The 17,884-nt window shown below is 48.8% G+C and carries 14 protein-coding genes; 3 read left to right on the forward strand and 11 right to left on the reverse strand.

Translation table 11 applies throughout. The features are described from left to right. The first annotated feature begins 14 nt into the window (after positions 1-14). Positions 15-1,157, forward strand: a complete 1,143-nt coding sequence (locus J0A67_RS14565; RefSeq protein WP_206570094.1) for a cysteine desulfurase family protein — start codon at positions 15-17, stop codon at positions 1,155-1,157. Between the two features lie 52 nt (positions 1,158-1,209). Here J0A67_RS14565 and J0A67_RS14570 read toward each other — a convergent pair whose 3' ends face one another. Then, on the reverse strand, positions 1,210-1,953 hold the full coding sequence (locus J0A67_RS14570; RefSeq protein WP_206570095.1) for a DUF4488 domain-containing protein: 744 nt from the start codon (positions 1,951-1,953) through the stop codon (positions 1,210-1,212). Between the two features lie 107 nt (positions 1,954-2,060). Here J0A67_RS14570 and J0A67_RS14575 point away from each other — a divergent pair, with 107 nt between their 5' ends. Beyond that, on the forward strand, positions 2,061-2,384 hold the full coding sequence (locus J0A67_RS14575) for a Rieske (2Fe-2S) protein (protein ID WP_206570096.1): 324 nt from the start codon (positions 2,061-2,063) through the stop codon (positions 2,382-2,384). Here the strand turns inward: J0A67_RS14575 and J0A67_RS14580 are convergent. Continuing rightward, positions 2,381-2,719: a tRNA-binding protein gene (locus J0A67_RS14580; protein WP_206570097.1), complete on the reverse strand. Its 339-nt coding sequence runs from the start codon at positions 2,717-2,719 to the stop codon at positions 2,381-2,383. The two genes, J0A67_RS14575 and J0A67_RS14580, sit on opposite strands and share 4 nt — an antisense overlap. 114 nt (positions 2,720-2,833) lie before the next feature. On the opposite strand from J0A67_RS14580, the gene J0A67_RS14585 reads away from it, so the two are divergent. Beyond that, positions 2,834-3,157: a hypothetical protein gene (locus tag J0A67_RS14585; RefSeq protein WP_206570098.1), complete on the forward strand. Its 324-nt coding sequence runs from the start codon at positions 2,834-2,836 to the stop codon at positions 3,155-3,157. Positions 3,158-3,206: 49 nt separating this feature from the next. On the opposite strand, the gene J0A67_RS14590 is transcribed toward J0A67_RS14585, so the two are convergent. From J0A67_RS14590 to J0A67_RS14630, 9 genes are all read right to left on the reverse strand, one after another. Continuing rightward, on the reverse strand, positions 3,207-3,941 hold the full coding sequence (locus J0A67_RS14590) for a 1-(5-phosphoribosyl)-5-[(5-phosphoribosylamino)methylideneamino]imidazole-4-carboxamide isomerase (RefSeq protein WP_206570099.1): 735 nt from the start codon (positions 3,939-3,941) through the stop codon (positions 3,207-3,209). Positions 3,942-4,103: 162 nt separating this feature from the next. Next, complete coding sequence (locus J0A67_RS14595) at positions 4,104-5,105, reverse strand: WD40/YVTN/BNR-like repeat-containing protein (RefSeq protein ID WP_206570100.1); 1,002 nt, start codon at positions 5,103-5,105, stop codon at positions 4,104-4,106. Continuing rightward, complete coding sequence (locus J0A67_RS14600) at positions 5,102-6,016, reverse strand: hydroxypyruvate isomerase family protein (RefSeq protein WP_206570101.1); 915 nt, start codon at positions 6,014-6,016, stop codon at positions 5,102-5,104. The genes J0A67_RS14595 and J0A67_RS14600 overlap by 4 nt, the downstream gene beginning before the upstream one ends. 3 nt (positions 6,017-6,019) lie before the next feature. Then, a complete protein-coding gene (locus tag J0A67_RS14605) occupies positions 6,020-7,333 on the reverse strand; it encodes a Gfo/Idh/MocA family protein (protein WP_438839591.1) in 1,314 nt (437 codons plus the stop codon). 20 nt (positions 7,334-7,353) lie between these two features. Further along, positions 7,354-8,310 (reverse strand): formylglycine-generating enzyme family protein, encoded by a 957-nt coding sequence (locus J0A67_RS14610; RefSeq protein WP_206570103.1) that lies wholly within the window; start codon positions 8,308-8,310, stop codon positions 7,354-7,356. A 44-nt stretch (positions 8,311-8,354) separates the two neighbouring features. Further along, the gene (locus J0A67_RS14615; RefSeq protein WP_206570104.1) at positions 8,355-11,708 is read right to left on the reverse strand and encodes a VCBS repeat-containing protein; all 3,354 of its coding nucleotides are present in this window, start codon (positions 11,706-11,708) and stop codon (positions 8,355-8,357) included. A 56-nt stretch (positions 11,709-11,764) separates the two neighbouring features. Next, a complete protein-coding gene (locus J0A67_RS14620; RefSeq protein ID WP_206570105.1) occupies positions 11,765-13,618 on the reverse strand; it encodes a RagB/SusD family nutrient uptake outer membrane protein in 1,854 nt (617 codons plus the stop codon). A 12-nt stretch (positions 13,619-13,630) separates the two neighbouring features. Beyond that, positions 13,631-16,819: a SusC/RagA family TonB-linked outer membrane protein gene (locus tag J0A67_RS14625; RefSeq protein ID WP_206570106.1), complete on the reverse strand. Its 3,189-nt coding sequence runs from the start codon at positions 16,817-16,819 to the stop codon at positions 13,631-13,633. 266 nt (positions 16,820-17,085) lie between these two features. Beyond that, positions 17,086-17,736, reverse strand: a complete 651-nt coding sequence (locus tag J0A67_RS14630; RefSeq protein WP_206570107.1) for a Tll0287-like domain-containing protein — start codon at positions 17,734-17,736, stop codon at positions 17,086-17,088. Between the last annotated feature and the right edge of the window lie 148 nt (positions 17,737-17,884).

The following is a 17,884-nucleotide window of genomic DNA, read 5'->3' on the forward strand; positions in this document are numbered from 1 at the left end:
ACCCAGATATAATAATGAAAGTTTACTTTGATAATGCCGCTACTACAGCTATGGACGATCGCGTGATCGAAGCCATGCTGCCCTACATGAAGACGCACTTTGGCAATCCATCTTCCGTCCATAGCCATGGCCGGGAGGTACGCACAGCCATCGAGCGGTCTAGGAAAAAAGTGGCGGAACTGCTCAACGCAAGCCCATCTGAAATCTTCTTCACCTCGGGCGGCACAGAAGCGGATAATACAGCACTGGTATGCGGCATCGAAAGCCACGGCATACAGCATGCTATCACTTCCCCTTTGGAACACCATGCCGTACTCCATACCTTGGAAGTTTTGGAAAAAAAAGGCGCGGTAAAACTCAGCATTCTCGATGTCAATGAAAAAGGAGAAATAGACCTCAACCAAGTCGAGGAATTGCTCAAGGCAAATCCGAAAAGCTTGGTTTCACTGATGCATGCCAACAATGAGATCGGCAATCTCAATGACCTCAACCGTATCGGAGAACTTGCCAAATCTTACGATGCATTTTTCCATTCAGACACGGTGCAGACCATGGGCCACTATGTACATGATCTGAAAAGCCTCCCAATTGATGCTATCGTGGCGGGAGGACATAAGTTTCACGGGCCAAAGGGTTCCGGCTTTCTATACGTGCGAAAGGACAAGAAAATCCATCCTTTCATCCATGGGGGCGCCCAAGAGCGCAATATGCGGGGAGGAACCGAAAACGTCATCGGCATCATAGGGATCGCCAAGGCTTTGGAACTGGCCTACGAAGACATGGCTGGACATCAGAGCCATATCGAAAAGATCAAAAAACACTTCATCGAAAAGCTGGTGCAGGACATTCCCGGTGTTGAGTTCAACGGACTTTCTGCAGCTATGGACAAAAGCCTTTATACTGTCCTCAACGTCAGTCTGCCTCCGTCTCCCGCAAATCGCGGTATGTTGCTCTTCAACTTGGATATCGAAGGGATCTCTGCTTCCGGCGGCTCTGCCTGCAGCTCTGGAGCGACCGTGGGCTCACACGTGCTGAGAGCGCTAAAACACAATCCTGAACGGGATTCCGTACGATTCTCCTTCAGCAGATTCAATACGCCGGCTGACGTGGACTACGCCATCGACAAACTCAAAGAACTCTACTTAGTCGAAGCTTAAAAATAAGAAAAGGAGCCTTTTGGGCTCCTTTCTGTTTCTCCTTCGAATCAAACTATTTGGCGGACTTATACCCGATCGCATAGGGTGTCCAGATCTCATAGATCGGATTACCAGTCGAGCTCAGGCCGCTGTGATGCCATTCCCCGTCAATTACTTCATAGTCAAACCCAAGACTTGCTCCGACTCGGCTGTTGTCCCGAGAGAAAAAAGTGATGTTTTCGGTGTATTTTCCATTGATTGCGGTATAGGTCCCCCCCCCTGTACCAGAAAACTCCTTGGTCTCGGAGTTAAACGCAACCCATTGAAATCTGCCGCCACTGAGGATCTTGATTGTCCGCCGCGCCCCGGGAGTGGATCGTGAAATCTCACCTTCGCGCTTTCTCCCTGTGATCACCCAATTGCCAGTAAGCTCGTCTTTGGAATCGGAGACCTTTTCCCAAACCTCCACCAACATGCCAGCGCCGGTGTCGGTGGATAGCGTCAGGCGATTTCCCTTTAGTTCAGCCTTGAATGGCGTAGTCGTGCCTACCTTTGGAGGATCGAGGGTGAAAAAATCAAGCGTCTCGGTATACTTGCCATCCGCAAATTGGTAAGGGCCTCCGCCAGCTCCAATGAAGGCATTATCAGCTACCTTCTTCACGCCGAAGGCAAAGTAGTCGTCCTGATATATCTTGATATATTCTTGGTCGGTGACCGGCTTTCCATTTTGGGTTATCATCTTCCATGCACCATCAAGATCCTGGGCGCTGGCCCAGCCGAGCAAAAAGAGAAAAGGCAAAAACAGATATTTTTTCATGGTTTGATCAGGTTAATTGTGAGTTTGTGGAATTTGGACACTTATCCCCAAAAAAGCAAAAGGCTATAGCTTAGTTGGTTAATTTGCGATTTCAAAAGCAGCACAAGATGAAAGAATACAGCCTTGGCTCCAGCAGAGAACAAGTCTTGGGTTTGTTTCCCGAGCGGATGATCAAAAAGATCCAGCTTGGCGAGAAACTGCTCGGTGGAGTGAGAATAGGCGAAAAAATCTTTGTCTTCGATGCGAATTGCCCGCATAGGGGAGCGCCTCTCACACAAGGGACCTTAAATGGTCTTGGGGAAATCATCTGCCCACTTCACGAATATCGTTTTGACCTATCCACCGGAAATGTTCGCGCAGGATCATGCGGCGATCTGGAAGTCTACAAAACCAGAATCGATGCGAATGGGCTAAAAATCATGCTTCCCTAGTGGAGCCGTTTCCCGTTTGGGACCTTTCTTTCCGAAGTTGCCAATACAATCCCTCCTCCTTCGGAGGCAAATCCCGTCACCAAAACCTCGGACATAAAATCGGCAATTTGCCTCGGTCGAAAGTTGCAAACGCAGAGCACTTGCATTCCGACCAAATCCTCCGCCTTGTATAGCTCCGTCACCTGCGCCGAGGACTTTTTTATCCCCAGTTCAGGACCGAGGTCAATCCAAATTTTGTATGCTGGTTTACGCGCTTTTTCGAAAACTTCTGCCTGAATAATTGTCCCCACCCTCATGTCTATTTTGGTGAATTCTTCGATGTCAATCGTTTGCATAGTGGTTTTTTTTTCTAATTTTAGGAACCTTTAAGCCCTGTACGAGTTAAAGAACTATCTATCCGAAACTAAGCCATGTTGAAATTCTCAGGATTTCATTTTAAAAAACCCGCCATGCTCAGTGTAGCTGTTTTGGGATTGGCCTTGATTGCAGTCAATGCTTCTGCCCAAACCGAAACTGAGAAAGAGGAAGACCACACTTCCAAAGTCAATGACCGGGTGCTTTTGGAAGACCATAGCTTACTTCAGGACAATATTTCTTCGCCAGTTCATGTGACCAAATCCACTCCGGCAAAAACATCAAACCCGGCGACGGTGAAAAGAGATCTTCCAGCGGGTGGAGTAGTCATAGACAAGGATGCCAAGAAAAATGAGTCCCCGTCGACCTTGTCTTTCAACATCTTCCTCTACATCGTCGACAAATTCAAAGCGGATTAATCCAACCTTACCATATACAATAAAGAGGCTTTTAGCCTCTTTTTTCGTTCTATGACTCAGAGATAAATTTCTCAAGCTCGTTCAGACTGATTTTGCCTTCGTAGTACGCCCGGCCAAATACTGCCGCCTTCATTCCAAGATCCCTTAGCTGCTTGAAGTCATCCACACCCCTAACTCCCCCCGAAGCGGCCAAGTGTATAGAAGGATACTTTTCGATGATTTCTGCGTAGAGTTCAAAGTTCGGGCCTTGCATCACCCCGTCCCTTGTCACATCAGAGCACTTGAGGTATTTCAATCCTCGCTCGTAGAAGAATTCGATATGGTCAAAAAGATCTATTTCGGTTTTTTTCAACCATCCTCTGATTTTGATTTTGTGATCTTCCGGATTCGTGTCGGCGGCCAGGTTGATCTTTTCCCTCCCATAGGAAAGGATAAATTGGGCAAACCTCTCCGGGAAATTGGCGGCTGCGGTGGCCACAGTGACAGTTTTCGCACCGAATTCAAAGCATTTGATCACGTCCCCGTCCGTAGAAACCCCTCCGGTAAAATCCACTTTGAGGTCAGTGTACCCAGCTATGGCTTCCAGGATATGGTAGTTTTTCGGCTCTCCTCTTCTCGCCCCGTCCAGATCCACCAAGTGTAGCCTTTGGATCCCTATGCCCTCAAAGGCTTGCGCAATTTCCAGAGGATTATTTGAAATCACCTCCTGAGTGGCGAAATCGCCTCTTTTCAGGCGGACACATTTACCATCAATAATCCAAATGGAGGGGATAATTTCAAACATGGGTCTAGATTCGTAAGGATTAAGATTGGAACTCAGCAGGAATTCCCTCCTTAAATATACTACCGACGGGCTGGATAAAAAGCGGCCGCGAACCAAAACTTGGTATTTAGAATTCCCTGCTGGATAAATATCTGCTATTGAGGCAAAAAATGTCAGGCCAATCTATTTGACCAAAATCCCAATCCTTCCGGAGCTACCACTGGCCCAAATGGCCTTTTGGTCGCTAGAAACTTTCACCGCATGATAGCCAGTAGTGGAGAAATTTTCCCAATTTTTCCCCTCGTCGCTTGACAAGTCAGAACCAGATGGCCCAACGGCGAGGATGAGGTTATTTTTTTCCCAAAAAGCAATCCCAGAGCGATAACCGAGGGGCATAGACTCAGGAAAGGAAAAAGCTGCGTTCTTGTAAATAAAAGCATGCCTTTCGCGCTGCTCCAGCTTGGTATAGTCACCACCGACGGCGATTATCGCGTTCCCGACTTGCGCGATTGCAAAAATTCCCTCCGAAGGCTGACCCTGTATCATCGGAGTCTTCATCTTACTCCACGACATGGTCTTAAAATCATACAAGTGAAGATTGGATACTGATCCTCCGGTACCGAGTACCAATCCGTCCTTGCCCACGGTGAGCGAGGAAGCACTGGCCGCAAAAGCAGCTTCACCCGCTTCCGCATCGGGCGAGCTTGCCAAGGACTTCCAACTTCTACCCCCATCGCTAGTTTCTAGGATCATCCACTTTCCGTCCACTGGATCCCCGATCACATAACCGGTATTTGTTCCCGAAAAGGCAATTCCATCAAAAAATGCCAAATCGCCCTCCTGATGAACTTTTCCCCAAGTCTTCCCTCCGTCTTCGGTTCGATAGATTACGGCTGGCTGGCCGGCGGAAGCTGCAACGGCCGTCTGGGCATCAAATGCCTGAATGGAACGAAAGTCCACCGTATCCAATCCTGCGATCACTCCATATTCCCAGGTCAATCCTCCGTCAATGGTTTTCAGCCAAGTACCTCCGCTGCCGCTGGCCCAGCAGATCTGGTCTGAAACGGGTGAAAGCCCCCTGAGGGAGGCTTTCACTGGTGTATTGATTTCTTTCCACTGGGGATTTTGGGCATGTGCAAAACAAGCCCAAAGCAGGCCAATGGCCAGGAAAAACTGCTTTATCATGCAATGTCCACTTTTCTATAGGCTTCGATGAGGGCTTTTTCCCCATCTACTCCAGGCAAAGCGTTGCCATGCTCCATACCCATCACTCCGGTGAAACCTTTGGAATGGATGTACTTAAATACATTGCCGTAGTGGATTTCTCCAGTTCCGGGTTCTTTCCGTCCAGGATTGTCCCCGATCTGGATATAGGCAATCTCACTCCAAGTCTTCTCCATGGTGGCAATCAGGTTCCCCTCATTGCGCTGCATGTGGTAGATATCGTAGAGGATCTTGCAGCTGGGGCTTCCCACAGCCTTACAAATCATATAGGTTTGATCCGCATGGCGGAGAAACAGGTCTGGATTGTCACTCAGGGGCTCCAATACCATGGTCAAGCCGGCAGGCTCCAAGATCTCGGACCCACGCTTTAAGGCTTCGATCACATTGCCCGTCTGCACACCCATGGGGAGGTTTCTCTCAAAATAGCCAGGAACGACTGTCGCCCACTTGGCACCAACACGCTTGGCTACTTCAACGGATTCACGACAGGTCTTCAGAAACACATCCAAAAACTCCTGCTTGCCTGTGGTGAGAGAAACCTTCCAGTTGTCCCCTCCATCGATCACGAAAACTCCCATGCGCATCCCAAGATCATTGAGCGTCTTTCCGATCAGCTCTTGGTCGGCAACGGATCGCTTCAGCATGCCATTGTCCTCCAAGGATCGAAAACCTTGGTCCGCCATAAACTTCAACTCGTCGACAATACCGCCAGGTGCTGAGTTTTTGAACATGCCGAAGTGCGGGGCAAAATCCATTTTGAACGCAGGCTCTGCCTCCTTCACCCCAGCAAAAGCCGGCATGCTCATGGCGCCGGCAGTGCCCAATAATGCACTGCCCAAACCCATTCTCTTAATAAAACCTCTTCTCTCCATGGCTTAGATCACTTTGGTTTTGCCAGGAATAGCATGCGGGTAGTAGCCATCGGCGCCGGGAAGCAATTTTGGCGATGCATCCCAAGCCAGCGTCTCAGGGAAGAGATCTATCGTTCCGTTGAGCGCCTCGTCCCAAGTCAGGACTTTTCCGGAATAAGTCGCATATCTACCCATGATGGCAGTCATCGTGGACTTGGCGGCGTTTTCCGCATCGGCAAACTTGTATTCGCCTTTCACCAAAGCTGCCCAAAGTTCGTCGTGCTCTGTCTGGTAAGGGTTTGGCTGATTTTCGCGATTGTGGGTATAGATCGGATTTCCTTTCCAATCGGTCATCACGCCATGGTTGCCGGCGCTTAGAAACACCTTCCCTTTGGTTCCTTGGAAAGTCTCATCCACGCGATTTGCAGCGCCTGGAAAATGGCGGCACTCGGAGTGGATCACAGTTCCGTCATCGTAGGTGAAAGTCAATACGTGGTGGTCAAAGATCTCCCCGTTGTCCTTGCCTGTTCTCACCATTCTACCTCCAGTTCCCTCGGCCTTGACCGGATAGGAGTTTTTGGCCCAGTTGGCGATATCGATATTGTGTACATGTTGCTCCACGATATGGTCGCCGCAAAGCCAGTTGAAATAATACCAGTTTCTCATCTGGTATTCCATCTCGGTCTGCTCAGGCTTACGCTCGCGAACCCAAACACCACCGTCATTCCAATACACCTGACCGCCGACAATTTCACCGAGGTCTCCGTTGTGAATGCGCTTCATCACCTCTCGGTAGTTGTTTTGATAGTGACGCTGCAGGCCCACGACCACATTCAGTTTTTTCGCTTTTGCAACTTCAGCGGCTGCCAAAACTTTGCGGATACCCGCAGCATCAGTCGCCACCGGCTTTTCCATGAAGATCTGCTTGCCTTGGTTTACCGCTTCCTCAAAGTGCGAAGGACGAAAGCCTGGAGGAGTCGCCAAGATTACCACATCGGCTTCGGCGATTGCTTTTTTGTATCCGTCAAATCCCACAAATTTCTTTTCGGCAGGTACATCGACTTTGTCTTTTCCATACTTGTCAAAAATCGCCTTGTAACTATTGTCCAGACGGTCTTGAAAGGCATCAGCCATCGCTACGAGCTTGATGGGATGGCCGGTCTCGAATGCTTGGAATACCGCGCCGGTACCACGTCCACCGCAGCCAATCACGGCGAGCTTCAGTTCATTTGCTGGAGCAGCATAGGCTCCGGGCACCAAAAAAGAAGGTGCCATCATCCCCCCGGTCACCAGGGCAGAAGTCTTGAGAAAGTCTCTTCTCGAATTTAGATTTTTCATAGACATGGGGTTATTTAGGTTCAATAATCAGCAATGGGTGCCTGCTCATAGTAGGCTTTGATCTCCTCGGGAGACGGCGGATTCAGTGGTCTCACCAGTCTCAGGCCGATAAAGGGCGCCTCTGGGAACCACCACTGGCTCTTTGGAATTTGGGGATCGATTCGCTTCCAAGCGGGGTCGGATACACTCCGCATCGCCGAGCCTATCTGCTCTGCCGGAGTCTTGAAGCTCCCTCCACGCACTACATGGGGGTAGAGTTTTTCAGCGGGATTGAGTGGATTTTCCTTGCCGGAGCGCTTGTAGAAATCCTCCTCATACAGGTCCATTGTCCACTCCTGAACATTCCCATAGATATCGTAGAGTCCCCAGGGATTCGCCGGCTTCTTTCCGACCGGGTGGGTACTTCCCTCACTGTTAGGTTCGATCCAGGCGTAGTCAGTCAGCTTTGACTCCTCATTTCCAAAGAAAAAGCGGTCGCCCGATCCTGCCCGAGCGGCATATTCCCACTCCGCTTCGGTAGGTATTCTATAGAAGATGCCGGTCTTCAGATACAACCAGCGGCAAAATTGCAGGGCTCCGTACTGGGTCATCCCAACGGCGGGCTTCCCTTCTTTTCCCATCCCAAAAGTCATATCCAGATAGGGCAAGCTCGGCCGAGTCAAGCCATCCACGATCTCAGGCACACCGCCCTCTGTCATGGATTCTTCGTATTGCTTGTCGAGGAAAAGCTCAAAGGCATCCCAGGTCACCTCATGGGTTCCCATCCAAAAGGCATCGATTTTCACCTCATGGGCGGGATTTTGATCTGGAAACTTAGGGTCGTTTGAACCCATCTTGAAGGTTCCGGCAGGAATCGGTGCCAAATCAAAGGTGACTTCAGTGCCGGGAATCTTTTGGGTATAGGCCTCAAACATATCGCTTTCCTCCGATTGAAAGCTCATGAGGATCAGGCCGGATACCGCTAGGTACTTTTTCATTTTATTCTGGGTAATTGGAAATTTCAAATTACTATATCGGTTTACTATTGACTTTGATCTTTTGATAAATGGTAGGTATAAAGTTGGATACCATCTTCTTTGGTGTAGAAAATAAGTGAATTCTCCAACACTTCGACCCTTCTGACCTCTCCGCGGAGCGAAAGTCCGGAGGCCGACGGAACTAGCGCTTCAAATCCTCCCTTCCCATCGCCCAAAAACACCGAACCATGATCTGCATCGTAACGGCCAAATTTCAGCTTGGTGTCAAAAAGATTACCCCCAAATACCAGATCGAGGTTTCCGTCTCCATTTAGGTCCACGGAGGTAGATGCAAAGACCGGCGAAAACTGCGCCTGCAGTGGCAGTTTCCTCTTCTGGAATTTTCCGTCTTGGCCGAGGGCAAAATAACTTGTCTCCAGATTGTTTACCGAGATGGTCTTGGCATCCTTTCTCTCCTCCTCGGTGAAAAGCTCATCCATCTTCACCTCGGAAAAGCTCTTGAAATCCAGATATCTTTTCTTCAAAAAGAGCACTTGGCCAAGGATTTCATCACGACTGGAGGAGGGGTACTTTTCACCCTGAATGTAATAGGATAAGATAGCATCTGTGGATCCGTTGGAGTCAAAATCCTTGTACAACAATTCCAAAGGCTGGCCCTCGCTGGCGAAAAGCTGGGAATTTCTACCGTGGTTTCCAACAAATAGCTCGGGCTTACCGTCACCATCCCAATCTCCGATCAGCAGATCCGACCAAAACCCGACTTGGGCTTTATCAAAATATGTAGAAGTCACCTCTTGCCAAGTATTGCCAGATTTGCCGAAAACCGTGATCGGCATGGCATCACCCACGACGATGAGTTCAGACTGGCCGTCGCCATTCAGGTCTGCCAAGCCAGAATCGGTCACCATACCCAGACTTTTGAAAGCCGGAGCTAGCGCATCCGTCTGATCAGTGAAGTTTCCTTTGCCATCACCAATCCAAACCCGAGACCCAGGTGAGGTCGGATACTGTCCAGGAACGATACGTCCTCCGACAAAAATATCATCATGGCCATCGCCATTGAAATCGAGTGCCAAAAGAGAGCCGATTGGGAAAGCCTCTTTGGGAAGCGCATCAGGAGAAAGACTGAACTTGCCATTGCCGTCATTCAAATAAAGTCTAGGCAACAAAGCTGGGTCGCCGATCTGATACTCATACATCCCACCGGAAGCAACCAACATATCTATAAAGCCGTCCCCGTTGGCGTCTAAGCTGAGCGCATCCGTATCCGCACTGGACGCTGCCAAAGCGAAAGCTGTCGAATCCGCTTTTCCAAACTGTCCATTGGTCTGGGCAAAATAAATCCTTCCACTCACCCCTGTACTGCCGCCCACAAATAGGTCGGCTTTGCCGTCCCCGTTGAAATCCTCCACGACCATGGCTTTGCCGTTGCCGGAAATTTCAAAATTCAGCAGGGGCTGGCGTTTGAAGTCGTTTACCTCCTGGCCCTTTGGCAAAGTCAAAATTCCCGCCTTGGTCAGCAAAACTGAAACTTTTGAAGATGGTGTTATTCGCGCTTGGCTGGCTTCGGTCTGGTCGATCCTATAGCTTTGGTTAGCCTGCAGATCCGCCAATCTGGATTTTTTCCCTCCCGGCCAATTCACCAAGACTGAGTCGGCGATTGTGGAAGATCCCAAACCAAAAACCAAAAGGGGAGAAACGGAAGACTGGAAGCCCCGGTAGAGATTTTGCTCCTGCATCTGCATTTTCCCTCCGGAATAGACCTTCACCAAAGCGCCTTGGCCTAGGGTGTTTTGGCCCTCGCCCTTCAGCTCGACTTTCAGGAAATTGCCTTTCGCCTTTTGCACCGCGAGATTTTCATAGATAAATGCCGGCGCATTGATGTTGTTGATCACCAAATCGAGGTCGCCGTCATTGTCGAGGTCAGAATAAGCCGCACCGTTGGAGTTTCCGTTTTCGGATATGCCCCAGCTTGTGCCAATACTCTCAAAAGTCAAATCCCCTCGATTTCGGTAGGTATAGTTCCGAAGATTGGAAGAGCTCATGGATTTTACCAGATTCAGCAAATCCTCCCGCTTCAGCTGTCCTCCGGCGGTACGGACGTAATTATCCATGTATTTGAGAAAGTCCTGGTTGTTGTAATCCCTCAGGTAGCCATTGGTCACAAAAAGGTCTTTCCAGCCATCCAGATCAAAGTCTGAGAACAGCGCCGCCCAGCTCCAATCCGTGTTCGAAATGCCAGAGATCTGCCCAACTTCCTGAAATCGACCGTCACCCGTATTCAGATGCAGCATATTTCGCATGTACTGGTAGTAGAATCCCCGGTCTAGATTGAGTTGAAACAGCTCGAAATTGTCCGGAGAGAGCAGGAGTTTCTGTCTTTGGTTGTCCTCTGGAAGCATGTCCAGCGTCAAGATGTCCAAGAAGCCGTCGTTGTTGATGTCAGCGATGTCGTTTCCCATCGAGAAATGGGAAACGTGATCCAGCATGGACTGGATTTCGTCCTTGAATTTCCCGTTTTTCTGGTTGATGTACAGATAGTCCGGCATGGAATAATCATTACCGATGTAGATATCCGGCCAACCATCCGAATTAATATCGGCTACCGAGACCCCCAGTCCATAGGACAGACTAGAGCTGGATATTCCAGCTTTTTCGGTGACTTCGACAAATTTGCCATTTTGATTTTCAAAAAGCTGGGAACCCGCCTCATGCTTATCCTTCATCAAGGCACGCGTTACAGCGGGATCATGGTTTTGAATAGACTTGGTGTTGTGGTTGAGGAGAAAAAGATCGAGGTCACCATCCAAATCGAAGTCGAAAAATGCCGCGGACGTAGTAGTCGACTGGGAGGCTACGCCGAATTCTTCGGCCATTTCCCTGAATTGGGGAACGCCGTCCGCATTGTTTCCCTGATTGACAAAAAGCTCATTTTTGCGCTTCTCGGGCATCAAGGCTCCCGAGTGGCAAAGGTAGATGTCCAGCTTGCCATCGCCGTTGATATCCACCAGGACGACACCGGTCTTCCAAGGGCCAGGTCGGCCAGAGGCTCCTGAGGATTGGGTAATGTCTTTGAATTTGAGGTCTCCCTCATTGAGGTACAATTGGTTTTGGCCAACATTGGCCGAAAAGTAGATATCGTCCAAGCCATCTTGGTTGAGATCGCCTACAGCCACACCCCCACCATTGTAGAGGTATTCATACATCAGTACATTGAGGTTTAGATTTTCCTCGATTGGATTGGAAAAGTAAACTCCACTGGAATCGGGCGGAACAAGCTGAAAAATCGGATCCGAGGCAGGAGCGCTTGAGGTGGAAGTCTGCTCAGCAGTCTTGTCGCATGAAAAAAAAAGCCAGCTAAGGCCAAGTAGGCTAATGGGCAATCGGAATAGCTTCATACAAATAAATCTGGGCTACTCCCAAAGGGAATAGCCCAGACAAGTTAATCAGGATTTTATTCGGTATACCCAGGATTCTGAACCAGTTCTGAATTTCGGTTCATTTCGTCCCTGTGGATAGGCAGATAATACATCTTATCCAACCACTTACGATTTTCCTTACCCGGATCCATGTCGATTACTTTGTAGACATAGTTATAGATTGTAGGATCATATCTATAGATTTCCAAAGTCTTTCCCGGCTTGAAAGTAGCAGTGATGTTGATACCATTTGCCTGTCTGTTGAATGCCACAGGGGCTATCATCCAGCGGCGCACGTCGTGGTAACGCTGCTCCTCATAGGCCATTTCGATTCTTCGTTCATTTCTATACCGCTCTCTCAAGGCGTCCCCAGTTTCGGTGATGGCTGGCAAACCTACACGGAATCTGATCTGGTTGAGCCAAGCTTTAGCTTCCGCCTCCTGACCCAATTCTATGGAAGCCTCCACATAGTTGAGCACAGCCTCGGTATATCTCAGCACTGGCCAAGGCACTTGTTGCCAAGTGTTCTGATCTACGATGGCCGGGTTGGCATCGATAAACTTGCGGAAATAGTAGCCGGTATACGAACCGTTCCAGTCTTCGATTGGGCTGTTTCTGGTGTCCAATCCGAAGTGGGTGCCGGTACCTCCAGTGATTTCATAGGTACCTGTCTGAATTTGACCTAGTGGATCTCTTGGCTGGTTAGCACTGGATCTTGGCTTCCACTGCGCTCCGTCATAAAGCACTGAAGCATAGAATCTAGCCTCTCTGTTTACATATGGAGCCGCTGAATGCTCAGGATTAGACCAAGAAAATTTGGTACCGTCCATCATCTCGTAGTCGTCTATCAGCGTCTGCACCGGGGTATTCCCAGCCCAGTTGTTATATCCGTTTGGACCGTTGAAGAGACCCTGACGGCCGCCATTTTCCTGCTTCAGGTTGATGAAATATCTACCTAAAAGAATCTCCGCCTCCCCGCCATTTCTGGCCATGGAGTTGTTAATGTAGTTTTGGATGGCAGTTTCCTGATCTACTGGAGCGGTAAGGCCCATTTGATTTCCGGTGTGTTCATCCAGTACCGCTTTGGCAGCAGCCTGGGCTCTCTGCCATCTTTCGGTTCTGTTGCCTGATGGATAAGCCAAGATATCAAGGTTGCCATAGGCCGCCAACTCAGCTGATTTGGCTTTTGCAGTAGGGCCGTCGTGCAGATCACTTGCTGCGTACAGAAGCACTCTGGATTTTAGGGCCAACGCAGACACTTTGGTCGCCCGACCTCGTATCGCGGACTGCCCAGTGAGCAGATCAGCAGCTTCGTCCAAATCCTTTACGATAAACTCCACACATTCCTCGAAGGTGTTTCGCGGAGCGAGAAAGGTCTCGGCATCTAAGGTATAGGCAAAGTCGACGATTGGGAAACCACCGTAATAGCGAAGCAGCTGATGAGAATAATAGGCCCTCATAAACTTGGCTTCACCAATCAGCCGATCCGTGCTGGCACCAGTGTGAGGAAAAGCTTCATCGGTCAGCTTCTCGATTGCTAGATTGGTAGCTCTGATGCGTAGATACATATTCTGCCAAGACAGCGTACCATTTACCCAACCGATATCGGCCGGGTTGGAACGCGCCTCAGTGATCGTAGTGATACCCCGTCCAGGGTGGGTAAACATGGATTCATCCGTCAAAGACGCAAGCATTTGCTCGTCAAAGCCCCCGTTACCTAGACCTGAATATATTCCCACTACAAAGGCTTCTGCCAGATTGATGTCCGTCCAAACACTTCCTTCGTCCACCTCGCCAAGAGGCTTGGTGTTCAGAAAGTCGTCGTTACATGCGGTGAACGTGAAGCATGCAGCGAACAGAATAGCAAAATATTTATTGATTCTTTTCATGATTCACAAATGTTAGAAAGTAACGTTAAGTCCTGTGCTGATGATTCTGGCCTGAGGGTAATATTGCCCTGTACTATTGTTAGTTTCAGGATCGTAGACCTTCAACTTATCCCAAGTAAAGAGGTTGATACCGTTGAAGTACAGTCTCAGATTCCTCACACCCACCTTTTCGGTCAAATGGGCTGGGAAATTGTAACCCAATTCGAAGTTTTTCAAACGGATGTAATCAGAGCTTCTAAACCAGTAGGTGTTATTATTGGAATAGTACTGGTCACTTCTGTTGGCAATTCTTGGATCCACACTGCTTGGGTTGTCGATAGTCCATCTATTTTCATAGATGTCCAAGAGATAGTTACCGATATTTCCGGACTCGCCAGCACTAACGTATTGTCTTGCGCCGGCAGCGCCCTGGAAGAGGACGGCCAAGTCAAAGTTTTTCCAAGCCATGTTGAGATTGATTCCTCCTTGGAAAGTTGGAATATCGTTGTTGTCCATTCTTACCCGGTCTTCCGGGGTAATCGCACCATCACCATTGTAGTCCTGATATTTCATGTCGCCAGGACGTAGGTTGTTGGTGATTGCGGAATAATCCAAAGATTCAGAATCGATATCCTCCTGGGTAGCAAATACCCCATCATACTGGTAAACCAAGAACGTGTTCATTGGCTTTCCGGTAGATCTTTGCCATTCCGGTGCTCCAGGTGCCTCGTCCCAGAACAGAATTTTATTTTTGGCATAGCCTCCATTCACCGATGCGGAGAAGGTCACTGGGCCAAGATTGCCCCTATATCCGACGTTCAAATCAAAGCCTTTGTTTTCAACTTCCCCGATGTTTTCGGCTGGAAGGATCAAACCTGTGGACTGGGGTACGGAAGCGTTCTTTCTCCAAAGGATATTGGTTCTTTTGTTGTAGAACAAGTCAAACTCGAAGAACACCTTGCCTTGAAGGAATTGACCTTCAAAACCCAAGTTGGTGTTGTTGGCCACTTCCCAGGTAATCCGGGTATTTGGAATTCTGTTTTCGAACAATGTTTTTACTTCTGTCCCATTGACAATGTAAGAACCGAATCCGTACGTAGAAAGGAATTGATACTCTTGCAAAGAAGCTCCATTTTGTCCGTCATGGTCAAAGAATATCTGGTCGTTACCCAGCTGACCCCAAGAACCTCTAATCTTGAAGAAATCAAAGGTTTTGCCCAAGGAGTTTTGCCAGAAGCTTTCGTCGGACACGACCCATCCCAACATGATACCAGGGAAGAAACCATATCGTGTGTTTTCAGGGAAAAGGTAGGAGCCGTCGTATCTCCAAAGGAACTCGGCAAGGTATTTCTCTTTGTAGTTGTAGGAAGCGCGGCCGAAGTAGTTCAGACGGGCACGTTCGTAAGCTCCGCCACCGTTGTTTTTCTCCAAGTCCCCGCCGGCAAACATTTGGTCAATGGCGGTGGAAAGGAAGTATCTTCTGAAGGCATTAAAGTTGTTGGATTCGACGGTCTCCTTATTGAAGCCCGCCAAGATATTGATGGTGTGGTTGTCTGCGATGACTTTATCGTAGGAAGCAACGGTTCCGAGAAGAATGTTCAACGTGTTTTCATTTGACTCGGTCAGCCTTGGATCCGCTGGGCCTCTCTTGGAAGGAACCAAAACAGGAGTCACACCGTCTTCCTCGAATCCAGAACCCAATTGGTACAAGGTCCAAGGAGTCTCCCATCTCTTGGTGAAACGCATGGTTTTATCCACAGCAGCGGTACCTGTAATTTTCAATCCTTCTACACCTGGGATCTTGATCTCCAAAGTACCGTTGGTCTGGAAGTAGTCGCGGGTATCGCGATCATAGCCGGTAGCGTTAGTGGTGATCACGACTGGGTTTTCACCATTCTCAATGTCAGGACCTGGCAGCCCGTTTGGCCAATAAGCCGGCTGGTTGGGCTTCCCACGCATCTGCATACGGAAAATGGCTCCGGCTCCTCGCGTAGGAAAGAATCTTCTTTCTTCACGTCCCAAGATACCTACACCCACTTTGATGTACTTGTTGATGTTGGCATCCAAGTTTAGCCTAATGTCATACTGCTTAAATCCAGTCGCCGAATTGATATAATAAGCGTCCTGATCTTGGAAACCGATGGATGTCATGTACTTCACGTTGTCGGTACCTCCGACTAATTGGGCATTTACCCGAGTCTGTGGAGACCAGTTTTTCAGCGTAGCGTCATACCAGTCGGTATTTGGATAGAACCAAGGATCGGAACCATTTCGGTACAGCTCCAGCTCATCTGGAGAATAAGGAGCAGACCTTACTTGGCCATTTGGCCGAGTATATTCTCCGTTTTGCTTGTAAGCTTGGTTAGCCGCAGCCCATTCGCTTGTAGGCAATTCGTAAATGTTCAAGTCATTGAGCATTTCTGCGTATTGCGCAGCGTTGGCCAAGTCAGGGACTACCGTAGGCTGGGCCCAACCCTGATTGACTTGGAAAGTCAACTCTGGTACACCACTCTTTCCTCTCTTGGTAGTGACCAAGATCACACCGTTGGCAGCACGGGAACCATAGATGGCAGCAGACGCATCTTTCAATACGGAGATGCTCTCGATGTCATTTGGGTTCAGACGGTCGATGCCCCCAGCCCTCGCCGGGATACCGTCAATTACGATAAGTGCATCGTTGTTACCCAAGGTATTGGAACCACGGATACGGATCGCAGACCCGTCATATCCTGGTTCACCGCTTCTGTTTACGGCTACCACACCCGGCATACGACCGGCAATGTTGTTGGATAGGTTGACCGAGGGCGACTTGGCCAGTTCACCACCTTTGACAGTGGCAACCGAGCCCGTGATGGTCTCCTTTTTCTGCTCACCATAACCTACCACGATCACCTCTTCGAGGGACTTGGTATCGGGAGCGAGACGGACATCAAGCACACTTTGCGAACCGACGACCACCTCTTGGGTGGTAAAACCGATAAAGGAAAAAACCAGGACAGACTGGTCGGATTCAACGGCGATTCGGAATTTACCGTCCACATCGGTGACTGTACCTGACGTGGAGCCCTTGAGGAGAATGGAAACTCCTGGAAGTGGCAAATTATCCTCACCGGAGATAACTACACCAGACACCTCCCGGGTCTGGGCCTGCGCAGTGCCCAAAAATAGAAGGCACATCAAGAATGACAGACAGAGAAGCCTGACATGAGTAGAGATTTTCATAGGCAGTTTTGGGTTAATGAAAATTAAACCACAATGTCACCCATTTTTTGGCTAAAAGTGTACCTGTTTAGCGCCAAAAACTGACTGTATTATGCTGTTTATACAAACGGCCATCTTATTTTTCGCCAATATTGGAGGAATACAAAAAAAATTCTTCTCACAATCCGATCAAAAAAACAACAGCAAGAAACCACATTTCAAGAGCTTGCCTTGAAAAGGCAACATTTATCGACGGAAATTTTATAAAAATCTGAAATCTGCGGTTTTTATAGTCTTTTCACCACTTCCCGTTTTGGAATTCGCAGAGACCACATCCCTCTGAGATCCCCCTCCTTATAGTTAATTGCTTTGTCTTCGGGATAGAGCTCCGTAAGCTTCTGGAGAGTAGCGTCATCGATGCCTTTACCGGGATCGCCGTGACAGGCAAGACAGAAGCCTCCAGGAATAACAATAGGCTTAGTGTAGAGAAATACCTCGCCGTTATTGATCTTTTGAATATTGGGATCACTTTTCCCCCCGTTTTCTGCGGTATATTCATACGCATCCAATAGCGGTGCCTCGTCTGCATCCGGCTTGTTCGATGGATTTCTATTCCGGTTGGACACCCGACGGATATCCACCTGACGCTCCTTGCCTATTTTTTCGAGTATTGGAAGCGCCTGTAGTTGGCAGAATTCTAAAGCGCCCACTGTACCATTTTCAGAAATTGCCCGCTGAAGTTTGGAAATCAATTGGGCCTGAGCCTCTGCGGTCAAAGAATCTCCCCAAACCATAGCCTCCTCCAGGATCTCGACTTCGGTCAGACGCTTTACCTCCATGGCCTCATTTACCTGCTCAAAGGTCTCTCTTGATATCCGTTCCCGAGGTCCACAAGCTATCATCGTCAGCATACATAGGGAAAGAGTCAGGTTTTTCATGGCAGAGTGGATTAAAGCATAAATTTACCATGCTATTTAAGATTTCGGGCGAAAGCATTTGATTATCTTAACTCGGCATATAGTTTTATCCCCACCCTATCGAGCAAAAAATGACTTCCTTTCTAAGATCATCTTGTTTTCATCAAGC

The sequence above is a fragment of the Algoriphagus aestuariicola genome (assembly GCF_017254835.1).
In the GTDB taxonomy this organism is placed as follows: Bacteria; Bacteroidota; Bacteroidia; order Cytophagales; family Cyclobacteriaceae; genus Algoriphagus; species Algoriphagus aestuariicola.

Bases quoted from the DNA above. Each gene is read 5' to 3' on its own strand.
- J0A67_RS14585 (WP_206570098.1), top strand. From the start codon at position 2,834: ATGCTCAGTGTAGCTGTTTTGGGATTGGCCTTGATTGCAGTCAATGCT.
- J0A67_RS14590 (WP_206570099.1), bottom strand. From the start codon at position 3,941: ATGTTTGAAATTATCCCCTCCATTTGGATTATTGATGGTAAATGTGTC.
- J0A67_RS14630 (WP_206570107.1), bottom strand. From the start codon at position 17,736: ATGAAAAACCTGACTCTTTCCCTATGTATGCTGACGATGATAGCTTGT.
- J0A67_RS14565 (WP_206570094.1), top strand. From the start codon at position 15: ATGAAAGTTTACTTTGATAATGCCGCTACTACAGCTATGGACGATCGC.
- J0A67_RS14610 (WP_206570103.1), bottom strand. From the start codon at position 8,310: ATGAAAAAGTACCTAGCGGTATCCGGCCTGATCCTCATGAGCTTTCAA.
- J0A67_RS14625 (WP_206570106.1), bottom strand. From the start codon at position 16,819: ATGAAAATCTCTACTCATGTCAGGCTTCTCTGTCTGTCATTCTTGATG.
- J0A67_RS14575 (WP_206570096.1), top strand. From the start codon at position 2,061: ATGAAAGAATACAGCCTTGGCTCCAGCAGAGAACAAGTCTTGGGTTTG.
- J0A67_RS14595 (WP_206570100.1), bottom strand. From the start codon at position 5,105: ATGATAAAGCAGTTTTTCCTGGCCATTGGCCTGCTTTGGGCTTGTTTT.
- J0A67_RS14600 (WP_206570101.1), bottom strand. From the start codon at position 6,016: ATGGAGAGAAGAGGTTTTATTAAGAGAATGGGTTTGGGCAGTGCATTA.
- J0A67_RS14615 (WP_206570104.1), bottom strand. From the start codon at position 11,708: ATGAAGCTATTCCGATTGCCCATTAGCCTACTTGGCCTTAGCTGGCTT.
- J0A67_RS14570 (WP_206570095.1), bottom strand. From the start codon at position 1,953: ATGAAAAAATATCTGTTTTTGCCTTTTCTCTTTTTGCTCGGCTGGGCC.
- J0A67_RS14580 (WP_206570097.1), bottom strand. From the start codon at position 2,719: ATGCAAACGATTGACATCGAAGAATTCACCAAAATAGACATGAGGGTG.
- J0A67_RS14620 (WP_206570105.1), bottom strand. From the start codon at position 13,618: ATGAAAAGAATCAATAAATATTTTGCTATTCTGTTCGCTGCATGCTTC.
- J0A67_RS14605 (WP_438839591.1), bottom strand. From the start codon at position 7,333: ATGAAAAATCTAAATTCGAGAAGAGACTTTCTCAAGACTTCTGCCCTG.